The 12,850-nt window shown below is 66.7% G+C and carries 13 protein-coding genes and 1 pseudogene; 8 read left to right on the plus strand and 6 right to left on the minus strand.

Translation table 11 applies throughout. From position 1 onward, the window contains the following. Positions 1 to 116 precede the first annotated feature (116 nt). The 5 genes from ACRCUN_RS16100 (at position 117) to ACRCUN_RS16120 (ending at position 7,069) form a co-directional block, all read left to right on the plus strand. Positions 117 to 2,114 carry a S8 family serine peptidase gene (locus ACRCUN_RS16100; protein ID WP_462142618.1) on the plus strand — a complete coding sequence of 666 codons (1,998 nt, stop codon included), beginning with the start codon at positions 117 to 119 and terminating at the stop codon, positions 2,112 to 2,114. Then, positions 2,111 to 3,451 carry an MBL fold metallo-hydrolase gene (locus tag ACRCUN_RS16105; protein WP_462142619.1) on the plus strand — a complete coding sequence of 447 codons (1,341 nt, stop codon included), beginning with the start codon at positions 2,111 to 2,113 and terminating at the stop codon, positions 3,449 to 3,451. Before ACRCUN_RS16100 ends, ACRCUN_RS16105 begins: the two co-directional genes overlap by 4 nt. A gap of 159 nt (positions 3,452 to 3,610) precedes the next feature. Further along, positions 3,611 to 3,985, plus strand: a complete 375-nt coding sequence (locus ACRCUN_RS16110; RefSeq protein WP_462142620.1) for a DUF732 domain-containing protein — start codon at positions 3,611 to 3,613, stop codon at positions 3,983 to 3,985. 37 nt (positions 3,986 to 4,022) lie between these two features. Beyond that, complete coding sequence (gene pepN / locus ACRCUN_RS16115) at positions 4,023 to 6,623, plus strand: aminopeptidase N (protein ID WP_462142621.1); 2,601 nt, start codon at positions 4,023 to 4,025, stop codon at positions 6,621 to 6,623. Positions 6,624 to 6,724: 101 nt separating this feature from the next. Next, positions 6,725 to 7,069, plus strand: a complete 345-nt coding sequence (locus ACRCUN_RS16120; RefSeq protein WP_462142622.1) for an HNH endonuclease — start codon at positions 6,725 to 6,727, stop codon at positions 7,067 to 7,069. Between the two features lie 91 nt (positions 7,070 to 7,160). Here ACRCUN_RS16120 and ACRCUN_RS16125 read toward each other — a convergent pair whose 3' ends face one another. The 3 genes from ACRCUN_RS16125 to ACRCUN_RS16135 are packed head-to-tail and all read right to left on the minus strand — an operon-like array spanning position 7,161 to position 8,563. Then, positions 7,161 to 7,646: a DUF5130 domain-containing protein gene (locus tag ACRCUN_RS16125; protein WP_462142623.1), complete on the minus strand. Its 486-nt coding sequence runs from the start codon at positions 7,644 to 7,646 to the stop codon at positions 7,161 to 7,163. Then, positions 7,633 to 7,866: an aa3-type cytochrome oxidase subunit CtaJ gene (gene ctaJ / locus ACRCUN_RS16130; protein WP_462142624.1), complete on the minus strand. Its 234-nt coding sequence runs from the start codon at positions 7,864 to 7,866 to the stop codon at positions 7,633 to 7,635. The genes ACRCUN_RS16125 and ctaJ overlap by 14 nt, the downstream gene beginning before the upstream one ends. Before the next feature lie 52 nt (positions 7,867 to 7,918). Next, positions 7,919 to 8,563 carry an HNH endonuclease gene (locus ACRCUN_RS16135; protein WP_462142625.1) on the minus strand — a complete coding sequence of 215 codons (645 nt, stop codon included), beginning with the start codon at positions 8,561 to 8,563 and terminating at the stop codon, positions 7,919 to 7,921. Between the two features lie 184 nt (positions 8,564 to 8,747). On the opposite strand from ACRCUN_RS16135, the gene ACRCUN_RS16140 reads away from it, so the two are divergent. From ACRCUN_RS16140 to ACRCUN_RS16150, 3 genes are read left to right on the plus strand one after another with little or no spacing between them, the layout of a single operon-like run. After that, entirely contained in the window at positions 8,748 to 9,236 is a 489-nt protein-coding gene (locus tag ACRCUN_RS16140) for an alpha/beta hydrolase (protein ID WP_462142626.1), read from the plus strand. Between the two features lie 8 nt (positions 9,237 to 9,244). Then, positions 9,245 to 9,649, plus strand: a complete 405-nt coding sequence (locus ACRCUN_RS16145; RefSeq protein ID WP_462142627.1) for a globin — start codon at positions 9,245 to 9,247, stop codon at positions 9,647 to 9,649. Next, positions 9,649 to 11,196, plus strand: coding sequence for a glycoside hydrolase family 13 protein (locus ACRCUN_RS16150; RefSeq protein WP_462142628.1), 1,548 nt, complete (start codon positions 9,649 to 9,651; stop codon positions 11,194 to 11,196). Before ACRCUN_RS16145 ends, ACRCUN_RS16150 begins: the two co-directional genes overlap by 1 nt. Here the strand turns inward: ACRCUN_RS16150 and ACRCUN_RS16155 are convergent. The 3 genes and pseudogenes from ACRCUN_RS16155 to ACRCUN_RS16165 form a co-directional block, all read right to left on the minus strand. Beyond that, the gene (locus ACRCUN_RS16155; RefSeq protein ID WP_462142629.1) at positions 11,193 to 11,843 is read right to left on the minus strand and encodes a DUF8010 domain-containing protein; all 651 of its coding nucleotides are present in this window, start codon (positions 11,841 to 11,843) and stop codon (positions 11,193 to 11,195) included. The genes ACRCUN_RS16150 and ACRCUN_RS16155 overlap by 4 nt on opposite strands. Next, the gene (locus ACRCUN_RS16160; protein WP_462142645.1) at positions 11,840 to 12,202 is read right to left on the minus strand and encodes an acyl-CoA thioesterase; all 363 of its coding nucleotides are present in this window, start codon (positions 12,200 to 12,202) and stop codon (positions 11,840 to 11,842) included. Before ACRCUN_RS16160 ends, ACRCUN_RS16155 begins: the two co-directional genes overlap by 4 nt. Before the next feature lie 44 nt (positions 12,203 to 12,246). Next, positions 12,247 to 12,850 (minus strand): annotated as a pseudogene (locus ACRCUN_RS16165) (NAD-glutamate dehydrogenase); the annotation flags it as partial.

Raw genomic sequence — 12,850 nt, forward strand, 5'->3', positions numbered from 1 at the left:
AGACCGGCCCCCGCCCACGGCGGAGCAGCAATGAAACGAGTAGTCGACTACGCATCCGCGCGCCCGCTACCCGGCCTTACCGTGAGCGCAGTGGCCGACTGGCGAAGGGGGCAAACATGACCACCGCCGATCCGAAACCAGCGTCAACCGGGCTGTCTCCCAAGGTGGAAGTCATCGCGGGCACCTCGCCGCAAACCAACCGGGCGCGAGCACGGCAATCCCCGTCAGTGGCAGTGGACGTCGCCGAACCCGGCGACACCTTGGTCAGTGTCTATGTCCACCTCGACGCCGAACTCGACGACGTCAGCAAGGGCGTCGTCACCGCAGCGCTGGCCGGGACCGCACGCCGGGTCAGATGGAAGTCCAACTCGGCGATGGTCGAGGTTCGCACGCAAGACGTCGCGCGCCTGGCGCTGATACCCGGTATCGGCTATGTGGAAACGGGCTTGAGTCTCAGCGCACCGCGGCCGACGGACGCGAACCCCGACCGCGCCCCCGAGTTCAGCGCTCGCCGTATCGCGAAGTGCCGGCACAAGCATCGGTACGGCGAAGGTGTGCTGGTCGGGATCATCGACGTCAACGGATTCGATTTCGCGCATCCCGACTTCCTCGACGACACCGGCCACACGCGCTTCGAAGCCATCTGGGATCAAGGCGGCGGCACCAGGCCTCCTCCCCCGTCCCGGCGGGCCGACGACATCGGCGGATTCGAGTACGGATCGCTGATCCGCAAACGGCATATGGATGCGGCGATCGACGCCGCGGAAGGCCGCCGGATGGTCGCGACCTCGCTGGAGCCGCAATCTCAGATGGTGCCCGGATCGCATGGCACCCACGTCGCGTCGATCGCCGCGGGCAACCGGGGCGTGGCGCGCAAGGCTCATGTCGCCGGTGTGCTGATCGACCTCGGCGACCAGACCGACACCGCGGCCACGGGCTTCTACGATTCGACCCGCGTCACCGACGCGGTCGACTTCCTCCTCGACCTCGCCGCCGAACTCGGCACCGACGGCACACCGTTGCCGGTGTCGATCAACATCAGTCTCGGCACCAACGGCCACGCTCACGACTCCACGAGCCCCACCGCGCAGTGGATCGACCATGCACTGTCGACGCGGGGCCGCAGCATCGCGGTCGCCAGTGGCAACGCCGGACAGACCGAACAGGCCGCGGACGGGGACCGCGGCTACATCAACGGACGGATACACGCGAGCGGCACCCTTCGCGCCACCGGATTGCGACGTGACCTGACTTGGATCGTCGAGGGCAGCGACCAGGTGGCCGACATCTCGGAGAACGAGATGGAGATCTGGTACTGCGCCCAGGACCGCATCGAGGTCGCGGTCAGACCACCCGGCGGCGTGTGGAGCCCTTGGATCAAACCCGACAAGCAGCTGATCAACAGACGTCTCGACGATGGAACACGCGTCAGCATCGTCAACGAAACCTATTATCCGGCCAACGGTTTCAACCGGATCTCGATACTGCTCTCACCACGCTTCCCCGACCCGGTCGACGGCGTCGAACAACCACCAAGACCCATCACCGCCGGGCAGTGGACGGTGCGACTGCACGGAATCGTGGTGCGCGACGGCGGGTTCGACGCCTGGATCGAACGCGACGATCCGCACCGGCACGGCGGCAACCTCTGGGACTTCCCGTCGTATTTCGGTCCGGGCTCCTATAGCGCCGACCGCATGATCAACTCGCTGGCGTGCCCGGACCGGGTCATCGCGGTGGCCAACATCGACGCGCGGCGGGAGAAAGTGAACGTCAGCTCCAGCCGCGGCCCGACCCGTGACGGCCGGTGCAAGCCCGACATCGGCGCCGACGGTACCGATGTCGTGGCGGCCTGCGGGTTCGACCCATGGAACCCATGGACCGCCATGACCGGAACCAGCATGGCCAGCCCGTATGTGTGCGGTGTCGCGGCGCTGATGCTCGCTGCGCATCCGTGGCTGACCGCCGCCCAGATCCAGGGCATCATCCGGGCGACGTCGACGCCGCTGATCGGACACAACTTCAACTGGCGCAAAGACGCCGGCTTCGGGTTGATCAACCCCGAGCGGTGCGTCGAGGAGGCCGCCGGTTACAACGCAGGAGATCGACAATGAGACTGCACGCCTTCCACGCCACCGACGGCGACTGTCTGCTTCTCGAATCCGCCGATGGCCGGCGGGTTCTCATCGACGGCGGGCGGTCGGGCAGCTTCAAGGAATGCACGCGGCCGGTGCTGGACGAACTGGTGGCCGACGACCAGGTGCTCGACCTCGTCGTGGTCTCGCACATCGACGCCGACCACATCAGCGGCATCATTCCGCTGCTCGACGCCGTGGAGAAGTGGGCGAGCTTCGAGCATCAACTGGCCGACGCCGCCGAGCGCGACGGCCTGCGGCCGCCCAAAGTGCCGAAACCGCCTGAGATCAAGGCGATCTGGCACAACTCGTGGCGACGGCAGTTAGGCGACAAGCTCGCCGACCCGGCGGGCAATCTCGCCCGTAGTGTCGGAGCGGCCGTCGACTTGGCATTCCGCGCCGATGCCACCGACGTGCCCGAACCCGCGCTCGCGCTGGCCAACCTCGCGACCAGCGTGAAGCAGGGCGAGGATCTGATGCTCAGGATCGAAGGGGCTCGCGTGCCGATCCCGTTCAACGAACCGTTCAACGGAATGGTGTTGCTGCGCAAACCCGTTCACGTCGAGCGCCTGGGTGATCTCAACCTTCACGTGCTTGGCCCGGCCAAGAAACACGTCGACGAACTGCGCGACGAGTTCACGGCCCTGCTCGACGCGATGCCCCGGCCGGCCCGCGCTGGGCGGACCGCACCAGGGGGTCGCCGGACACTGGCGGTCAGCCCGGACGTCGGCGGTGTGCCCCTGGATATGGCGCTCGACGCGTCGCTCGAGCTGATCGAGAACGTCGTGGCCGCCCACGCCGAACTCATCAAGGAGGCCGACGCATCGAAGGTGACGGTGCCCAATCGAGCGTCGATCATCCTACTCGCCGAAGAACGCGGCCGCACATGCCTGCTCACGGGCGATGCCGCCATGCCCGAGATCATCGACGGGCTCAAGGCCGCGAAACTGCTCGGGCGCGAACCGTTTCGGTGCAATGTGCTCAAGGTCCAGCACCACGGCGCCGAGCACAACGTCAGCGCCGACTTCGCCCGCCGGGTGCTGGCCGAACATTACGTGCTCAGCGGGAACGGCGCGTCGGGCAATCCGAACCCGTCGGTGGTGCGGACCATCGTCGAAACGCGGCTCGACGCCGACCCGGCCACGCCGTTCACGCTGTGGTTCACCACGTCGGACACCAGGCCGGATTCCGAGACCAAGCGGACGGTGATGCGGGCGGCGATCGCCGAGGCCACCAAGGCCGAACAGGATCATCCCGGCATGCTGTTCGTGCGGGTGCTGCGGGACGACGAAACGGTGCACACGATCGACGTATGACCGGCGCGCTTTGCATATGCGCCGCCGGAATCACGCACAGGAAACGCATAGTGTGCGGATCTTTACCGAATCGTGTTGCCACTGTGACCCTGGTAATCCACCGTTGCACGAGGTACTAGAGCGCTCTGAGTGCTCTCCGTGACAACTGAGGAGCCCACCATGACCGCTCGAGCGATCCTGCCGCTGGTCGCGGCCGTCACGGCAGGCGCGCTGACCGCCGCACCCGCCAATGCCGACCCGGTCGACGACTCGTTCATCGCCGCGCTGAACAGCGCCGGGGTGTCCTACAACGATCCGGCCGCGGCCGTGGCGTTGGGCCAGCAGGTGTGCCCGATGTTGGTCGAGCCGGGCAAATCCTTCGCCTCCGTCGCGACCAAACTGCGGGGTGACCGTAGCGTGGTCTCCCCCGATGTCGCCGCATTCTTCACCGGCATCGCCATCTCGATGTACTGCCCGCAGATGATGTCGTCGATCGGCGACGGGACCCTGCTGCGCATGCTGGCCGTCCCCGGGTTGACGGCTTTGCGCCCGTAGCCGGGCCCGACCCGCGGCCAGCCATTAGGTTGGACGGGTGGTACTTCCCAATCTCACTCGTGATCAGGCCATCGAGCGCGCAGCTCTGGTCACCGTCGACAATTACCGGATCGTCCTGGACCTCACCGACGGTGAAGGTAAGCCGAGCGCACGCACCTTCCGATCGACGACCACCGTGGAGTTCACCGCGCTGGCCGGGGCGGACACCGTCATCGACCTCGCGGCAGCCAAGATCCACAGCGCGACGCTCAACGGCAAGCCCATCGACGTATCGGCATACGACGAATCGACCGGCATCCCGCTCGTCGGGCTCACCGAGAACAACGTCGCCGTCATCGACGCCGACTGCTTCTACTCCAACACCGGCGAGGGCCTGCACCGGTTCGTCGATCCCGTAGACGACGAGGTCTACCTCTACTCGCAGTTCGAAACCGCCGACGCCAAGCGGATGTTCGCGTGTTTCGACCAGCCCGACCTCAAAGCGACGTTCGACGTCGCGGTCACCGCACCGTCGCATTGGGAGGTGATCTCGAACGGCGCGACGATTTCCGCCGGAGCCGCTCCGGCGGCGACATCGGATTCCGAGGGCGGCGCGCACACCTTCGCCACCACGCCGCGGATGAGCACGTACCTCGTCGCGTTGATCGCCGGCCCGTACGCGGTGTGGCGTGACGAATACTCCGACGAGCACGGCACGATCCCGCTCGGGCTGTTCTGCCGCAAGTCGCTGGCCGAATTCATGGACGCCGACCGCCTCTTCACCGAGACCAAGCAGGGCTTCGGCTTCTACCACGCCAACTTCGGCACCCCATACGCGTTCGGCAAGTACGACCAGCTGTTCGTACCCGAGTTCAACGCGGGCGCCATGGAGAACGCCGGTGCGGTGACCTTCCTGGAGGACTACGTCTTCCGGTCGAAGGTCACGCGCTACTCCTACGAACGCCGGGCCGAGACCGTGCTGCACGAGATGGCCCACATGTGGTTCGGCGACCTCGTGACCATGACGTGGTGGGACGACCTGTGGCTCAACGAGTCGTTCGCGACGTTCGCGTCGGTGCTGTGCCAGGCCGAGGCCACCGAGTACAAGCAGGCGTGGACGACGTTCGCCAACGTCGAGAAGTCCTGGGCCTACCGGCAGGACCAGCTGCCCTCGACGCATCCCGTCGCCGCCGACATCCCGGACCTGGCCGCCGTCGAGGTGAACTTCGACGGCATCACCTACGCCAAGGGTGCATCGGTGCTCAAGCAGCTCGTGGCATACGTCGGGCTCGAAGAGTTCCTCGCCGGGCTGCGGGACTACTTCCGCGACCACGCGTTCGCCAACGCGACGTTCGGTGACCTGCTGGGGGCGCTGGAGAAGGCATCCGGCCGCGACCTGTCCGGCTGGGGCCAACAGTGGCTCAAGACAACGGGTTTGAACACGCTGCGGGCCGACTTCGATGTCGACTCGTCCGGCGCGTTCACCCGGTTCGCCATCGCGCAGTCGGGCGCGGCACCCGGTGCCGGCGAGACCCGGGTGCACCGGCTCGCCGTCGGTGTGTACGACGACGTGGACGGCAAGCTAGTGCGCGTGCATCGCGAAGAACTCGACGTCGAAGGCGAATCGACGGAAGTCCCTGCGCTCGTCGGTGTTTCGCGCGGCAAGCTGATCCTGGTCAACGATGACGACCTGACGTACTGCTCGCTGCGGCTCGACCCCGACTCGCTGTCGACCGTGCTGACGCGCATCGCCGACATCGCCGATTCCCTGCCTCGCACGCTGGCCTGGTCGGCGGCCTGGGAGATGACGCGCGAAGCCGAGATGAAGGCCCGCGACTTCGTGGCGCTCGTGTCAAGCGGTATCCACGCCGAGTCCGAGGTCGGTGTGGCGCAGCGGCTGCTGCTGCAGGCGCAGACCGCGCTCGGCGCCTACGCCGATCCCGGCTGGGCGTACGCGGAGGGCTGGCCGGCCTTCGCCGATCGGCTGGTCGAGCTGGCTCGCGGCGCGCAGGCAGGCTCCGACCACCAGCTGGCGTTCGTCAACGCCCTGACCACCTCGGTGTTGTCGACGCATCACGCGGTGCTGCTGGCCGATCTGCTCGACAAGGACCCGGGTTCGCTTGGCCTGCCCGGACTGGTGGTCGACACCGACCTGCGGTGGCGCATCGTGACCGCGCTGGCCCGCTCCGGGCAGGTCGACGCCGACGGTACCGAGACTCCGTTCATCGATGCCGAAGTCCAGCGTGACCCGACCGCAGCAGGCAAGCGCCACGCCGCGGCAGCCGCGGCGGCCCGGCCGCAGGCGGCCGTCAAGGACGGCGCGTGGGAGCAGGTCATCGAAGACGACACGCTGGCCAACATCACCACGCGTGCGATCGTCGGCGGATTCGTGCAGCCCGGACAGGAAGAGCTGCTCGCGCCGTACCGCGACCGCTACTTCGGTGCCATCTCCGGGGTGTGGGAGCGGCGCTCCAGCGAGGTCGCCCAGACCGTCGTGGTCGGGCTGTACCCGTCATGGGACATCAGCCAGGACGGACTCGATGCCGCCGACCGGTTCCTGTCCGATCCGGAGGTGCCGCCCGCGCTGCGCCGGCTCGTGCTGGAAGGCCGCGCCGGCGTCGAGCGCTCCCTGCGCGCCCGCGCCTTCGACATCAGTTAGCTCCCCTGGCTGGCTTGGCACCGCGAACGTGCGTGTCTGCTGCGCGACACGCCGCACTTCAGCAGCAGTTTGCGCACGCTCGCGGGCCATACCCTTGGTCGGTGGCGGTCAGTCGAACCCGTAGCGCGCGGTATTCGCGCAGGCGTAAGCGTCGGCTCGACGCCGTCGTCAACGACCTCACCGACGCGCAATGGGAAGCGATCAAGAGCGCGTGGGGTGGATGCGCCTACTGCTGCGCAGTCGAAGGCCCGTTTCAGCGTGACTGCGTGATGGCGATATCGCGAGGCGGGCGCTACACCATCGACAATGTGGTGCCCGCATGCGCGTCGTGCAATGCGAGTAAATGCAATGACGAGGTCACCGGGTGGCTGCGCCGGAAACGCCTCGATGAGCGCAAGTTCCTGACGCGCTATGTGGAGATACGTGCGAGCCTGACCGCCCTGTAGCGGTCAGGCTCCGCGAGCGTGCGCGAAATGCTGCTTGGCAGCGGCGTGTCGCGCAGCAGACACGCACGTTCGCGGTGCAAAGGGAACAGGATCAGGCAGGTGAGACGCCGGCCGACAGCACGCGCACGGCGCTGATCAGCCCGTCGATCAGGTTGCCTTCCTTGAAGGACGCGGCGGCAGCGGAAACGCCGAGCGGGGCGGCCTCTTCGATGCCGCGGCCTTTGACGTCGGCGCCGTAGACGACCTCGATCGCGTGCTGGTCGGGCGAGACCGCGAGCAGCACCGCGTTGTTGGGCGTCGGCACCTTGGCCAGGATCTCGCGGGCGGTCGCCGCGGTGTCCTCGCCGAGTCCACCGATGTAGACGGCGAACCGGGCCTTGGCCGCGCGCGACCCGTACTTCAGTGCATCGTCGAGCACGACGAGGTCCATCGTCGGGAACGGGTAATGCACCGACAGTTCACCGGGCTCGGTGACGCCGGAGATCCGGCCGCTGGACGTCAGCGCGTAGCCGTAGGGCAGTTCGAGATCGGCGGGTGCGGCCGTCGCGAGTTCCGTTGTATGGCTACCACTTGCCACTTGCGCCGCCTCCGATCGTGACTCCATGCGAATCGTGCCCAGAATGCCCGTGATCACGGGGCTCCTCGGCGGCCCACAGGATCGGCTCGTGGGTCCACGGGTCGGACATCTTGTACGTGTCCGGGTGCGGTCCCTTACGGGTGAGGTAGATCAACGCCAGGACCGCGAACAACACCAGCGGAACCCCTCCGAGGAGGGAATGGGTAAGTGCTGTGCTCACGCGCAAACCGTATCAGTCGCGATGTGTCGGCGCGCCGACAGTAAGGCGTCCGTCACGCCGCGCCCTCGCCGAGGTAGCGCACCCAGGCCGGGTCGAGCTCTTTGATCGTCGACAGCAACCGCCAATGCTGACCTTTGGGCGGCATCGGGGCAGAACGCAGTGTCCATCCGAGATCGGCCAGCAGGTGGTCGGCCTTGCGGTGGTTGCAGGACGCGCACGCCGCGACGCAGTTCTCCCACGAGTGCTCGCCGCCGCGGCTGCGCGGCACCACATGGTCGACGGTGTCGGCCCGGCCGCCGCAATAGGCACAGCGAAAGCGGTCGCGGTGCATGAGCGCCGCGCGGGTCATCGGAATGCGGGCCCGGTACGGCACCCGCACGAAGCTGCGCAGCCGGATGACCGACGGAACCACGATGGTCCTGGTCGCCGAGTGGATAAGTGGCCCGGCCGGGTCATCGTGGACGACGTCGGCCTTACCGCACATCAGCATGATGACGGCGCGGCGCAACGGCAGCGCGGTCAGCGGTTCGTATGTCGAATTGAGCAGGAGAACCCGGCGGCGACCCCATAAAGATGCTTCGGGATTGCTCGTCGCGAAGGTTTCGACGCTGTGGAGCGGGCGGTTCGGCGCGTGAGGTCCCGATGGGCCGGATAAGTGACCGGTCCGTCGTGAGTGGCCTTTTTTGCTGTGCGCCATAGAGCCTCCGAGCACACAGTCCACCACGGATCTGGTGCAATCGCACGACAATTCTGAGTGAGTTTCCTGGACGGTTGAGTGAACACCGCATGACGAATCTGTTAGCCTGGCTAATGCAGTAGCACTTGAAGGGCCTTACAACCGCGTCAGCGGCAACCCAGGCCCGGGCGCTGCATCTACAGGAGTGATCCCTCTGGACACCCAAACTTCCACGCACGAGTACGCGCCTGCCCTGTTCATCGACGTCGTCAAGCCTGCGAGAACAACCGAACCCCTTCCGGCGATCGTTTGGCTGCACGGCGGAGGCTGGCGACTCGGCGACCGCACCGGCCGCCCCGACCTGACACGGCACTTCGCAATCCACGGTTACGTGATGGCGAGCATCGATTACGGCTCGCACCTGCCACCCGCCATCCCGGGCAACTTCACGACGTCCGCGCCGCTGTGCGGTGGTTGCGCCTTCGCGTTCGACAGCCACAACACCCAGATGCTGGGACTGCTCACCACCGGGGTGTTCGAGAAGTTCTTCGAGTACATGAACACCCCCACCGACGCGCACATCCACGTCGAGGGAAGCGGCAAGGAGTTTCCCGTGGCAGGGTTTGCCCGTGCCCGCGCCGAGTTGGATCTCGAGGTCGTCGGCCCACCACCGGAACGCGGCGCCCGCGGTTGATCGGCACAATGGAGGGTGTGACGGCCGCTCAACGATCCTTCTACGACGAAGTCGGTGGCCACGACACGTTCCGCGCCATCGTGTCGAGGTTCTACCAACTGGTGCGCGAGGACGAGATCCTGCATCCGCTGTATCCCCCGGACGATTTCGAGGGCGCCGAGGAGCGGCTGCGAATGTTCCTCGAGCAGTACTGGGGTGGGCCGCGGACCTATTCCGACCAGCGTGGCCATCCCCGGTTGCGGATGCGGCACGCGCCGTTCCGCATCGGCTACCTCGAGCGCGACGCCTGGCTACGGAACATGCACATCGCGGTCGGCGAGATCGATTCCGCGACGCTCGACGACCCGCACCGCAAGGCGTTGCTGGATTATCTGGAGATGGCCGCGGACTCGATGGTCAACTCGGCGTTCTGATGGCCGAGTGGTGGTCGCAGGCGGTTTTCTACCAGGCCTACCCGCGTTCGTTTCGCGACAGCAACGGTGACGGTGTCGGCGACCTTGACGGGATCCGCGCCGAGCTCGACTACCTGTCGGCGCTCGGGGTCAACGCGCTGTGGCTCAATCCCGTGATGGTGTCGCCGATGGCCGACCACGGCTACGACGTCGCCGACCCCCGCGACGTCGATCCGCTGTTCGGCGACCTGGAGGCCCTGGACCGATTGCTCGACGCCGCGCACTCCCGGGGCATCCGGGTGACGATGGATCTGGTGCCCAACCACACGAGTTCGGCTCATCCGTGGTTTGTCGAAGCGCTGGCCAACCCGGGCCGCCGTGATCGCTACATCTTCCGCGACGGCCTCGGCGCCGACGGCGCGACACCGCCCAACAACTGGGTGTCGGTGTTCGGCGGCCCGGCATGGACGCGCGTCACCGAACCCGATGGCACACCCGGGCAGTGGTATCTGCACTTGTTCGATCCTGGACAGCCGGACCTTAACTGGGAAAACCCCGAGGTGTTCGAGGATCTGGAGAAGACGCTGCGGTTCTGGCTCGACCGCGGGGTCGACGGGTTCCGTATCGACGTGGCCCATGGCATGGCCAAGCCGCCAGACTTGCCGGACATGTCGGTGACCGACACCGCTCTACTGCGCAACAGCGATGACGACCCGCGCTTCGACAACGACAGCGTGCACGACATCCACCGGTTCATCCGCACCGTGCTCGACGACTACCCGGGCGCCGTCGCGATCGGTGAGGTGTGGGTGCACGGCAACGAGCGTTTCGCCCGGTACCTGCGGCCCGACGAGCTGCACTTGGGCTTCAACTTCCGGTTGGTGCAGGCGGATTTCGACGCGGCCGAGATCCGCGATGCGATCGACAACGCGATGGCCGCAGCCGCGCTCGAGGGTGCGACGCCGACGTGGACGCTGTCCAACCACGATGTGGAACGTGAAGTCACCCGCTACGGCGGCGGTGCGCTGGGCCTGGCGCGGGCCCGGGCGATGGCACTGGTGATGCTCGCACTGCCTGGCGCGGTGTTCATCTACAACGGCGAGGAACTCGGCCTGGCCAACGTTGACCTGCCCGACGAGGTACTGCAGGATCCGGTGTGGGAGCGGTCGGGACATACCGAACGCGGACGCGACGGGTGCCGGGTACCGATGCCGTGGTCGGGCACCGCGCCGCCGTTCGGATTCTCCACGACCCCCGAGACCTGGCTGCCGATGCCCGAGGACTGGGCCACGTTGACCGTGGAACACGAGCTCGCCGACCCGGCGTCCACCTTGAACTTCTACCGCGAGGCCGTGCGATTGCGTTCGGACCGTGACGAATTCGACGGCGGCGGCATCGAATGGCTCGACAGCGCAACGTTCCGACGGTCCGGCGGCCTGGTGTGTGCGCTCAACACCGGGCCGCATCCCCTACCGTTGCCCGCCGGTGAGATCCTGTTGGCTAGTGGTCCGCTGACCGGCGACATGCTGCCGCCCGACACTGCGGTGTGGGTCGTCTGCTCGCGCTAGAGAAGCAAGGCCGGGTCGCCGCGGCGCCGATACACCGAGCCGAACCGCGCGTCGATTCGCAGCCACGCGGGATGAGCGCGCACCCGCACGATCTCATCGGCACTCACCTCGTCACCTGACTGAGGCAGGAAACCCATTGCCGTCAAAGCGAATACACACCGCATCGGAATGCCCACGCTGACGTCGTCAGCACTGACGCCGACCACCTCCTGGTCCAGCAGCGAGGCCGGCGGACCGTGTGCACTACTGTGCTCCTTGGCCAGCGCAATGCCCTGCTGCGCCAGATCGAGCACCACGCGAGCCGGAACGTCGTCGAGATGGGCGAACCCGGCCTCGGGCGGTAACGCGCCGCGCCAGGCCGAATCCATCGGAAAGCCCGGATCGACATAGTCGCCAGGCGCCGACAATCCGGCCGCCAACGCATCGGCGCCCGCCGACAAGTCGGACGGACGCACCCGCGCGGCCACGACCCGGCTGGCCAGCACGTCGAAACCCGTTGCCACCCAAGCCACTACAAACTCGGGAGCACGCTCACGCAATCGGACGACCGCGGCCTCGTCGAGGCGGAGTGCACGTTCGACGAACGCCATCAGGTCCTCGCGATGACGCGGATCCTCCACCCAGAGGCCGCGTTCGGGGCCGGTCATCGCAGATGGCGCTCTAAGTATGCGCGTTGTGCGGCCGACAACCGTTGCAGCCGTTGCTCTTCGATGTGCACGGCAGCCAGTTGTGTTTCGGCGATCACCGAAGGCTTCGAGTCCGGCGCGGCAGCCACCGACCGCACCTCGTAGCCGATCGTGAAGTCGACCGCACGCACCCGCTTGGACCACATGGTCACCTGCAGCGGGGAGTCCACGAGCCGCAGCTGTCCTTTGTAGACGATGTTCACCTCGGCGATGAGCAAGCCGATGGTCGTGATCTCCTCACCGAAAGGCTCACGCAGAAACGGTATCCGGGCCTCTTCCAGGATGGTCACCATGGTGGCGTGGTTGATGTGCTGGTACATGTCGATGTCGGACCAGCGCACGTGCACCGGCGCTACAAAGCTCGTCACCCAGTCGTTCCCGTTCCACTCGTTCGCGTCATGCTGCGGATCTGGCGGGCCGCGACGGACAGTGTGGCCAGATCCCGCTCCCCATCTTCGTATATCTCAGTGAGCGTGCGGCGGGCACGGGTCACCCGGGAGCTGTTGGTCATCTCCCACTCGGCGATTTTCTCTTCGCCGGTTTCCTCGGGTTCGCCGACGGCGAGCACGTCGAAGCACAGGGCGCGCAGTGAGCCGTAGATGTCGTCGCGTATCGCCAACCGCGCCAACGAATGCCACCGGTCGTCGCGACTCAATCTCGACACCGCGGTCAGCAGTCCATCGGCCCCGAGGTGGTCCATGAGCGCGAAGTAGGTGTCGGCGACCTCGACCGGATCACGGTCGACGATGTCGGCGATGTCGATGACATCGAGCAAGCTGTACTGATACAGCCCGGTCGCCACCGTGTAGGCCAAGTCCTCCGAGACGCCCTGCGCGGCGAACTCCCCCGCTTCCTTGGCGACGATGGCTTTGTCGTCGCCGCGTAGCCATTCGGACATGCGTGGGGTGAGGGTGGTGACGGTGGCGGCGAAGCGGTTGATTTCGGCGCCGACGGCCAATGGCTGGGGC

This window comes from Mycobacterium venezuelense, from assembly GCF_054919535.1.

Bases quoted from the DNA above. Each gene is read 5' to 3' on its own strand.
- ACRCUN_RS16100 (WP_462142618.1), top strand. From the start codon at position 117: ATGACCACCGCCGATCCGAAACCAGCGTCAACCGGGCTGTCTCCCAAG.
- ACRCUN_RS16105 (WP_462142619.1), top strand. From the start codon at position 2,111: ATGAGACTGCACGCCTTCCACGCCACCGACGGCGACTGTCTGCTTCTC.
- ACRCUN_RS16110 (WP_462142620.1), top strand. From the start codon at position 3,611: ATGACCGCTCGAGCGATCCTGCCGCTGGTCGCGGCCGTCACGGCAGGC.
- ACRCUN_RS16135 (WP_462142625.1), bottom strand. From the start codon at position 8,563: ATGGCGCACAGCAAAAAAGGCCACTCACGACGGACCGGTCACTTATCC.
- ACRCUN_RS16145 (WP_462142627.1), top strand. From the start codon at position 9,245: ATGGAGGGTGTGACGGCCGCTCAACGATCCTTCTACGACGAAGTCGGT.
- ACRCUN_RS16150 (WP_462142628.1), top strand. From the start codon at position 9,649: ATGGCCGAGTGGTGGTCGCAGGCGGTTTTCTACCAGGCCTACCCGCGT.
- ACRCUN_RS16155 (WP_462142629.1), bottom strand. From the start codon at position 11,843: ATGACCGGCCCCGAACGCGGCCTCTGGGTGGAGGATCCGCGTCATCGC.
- ACRCUN_RS16160 (WP_462142645.1), bottom strand. From the start codon at position 12,202: ATGTACCAGCACATCAACCACGCCACCATGGTGACCATCCTGGAAGAG.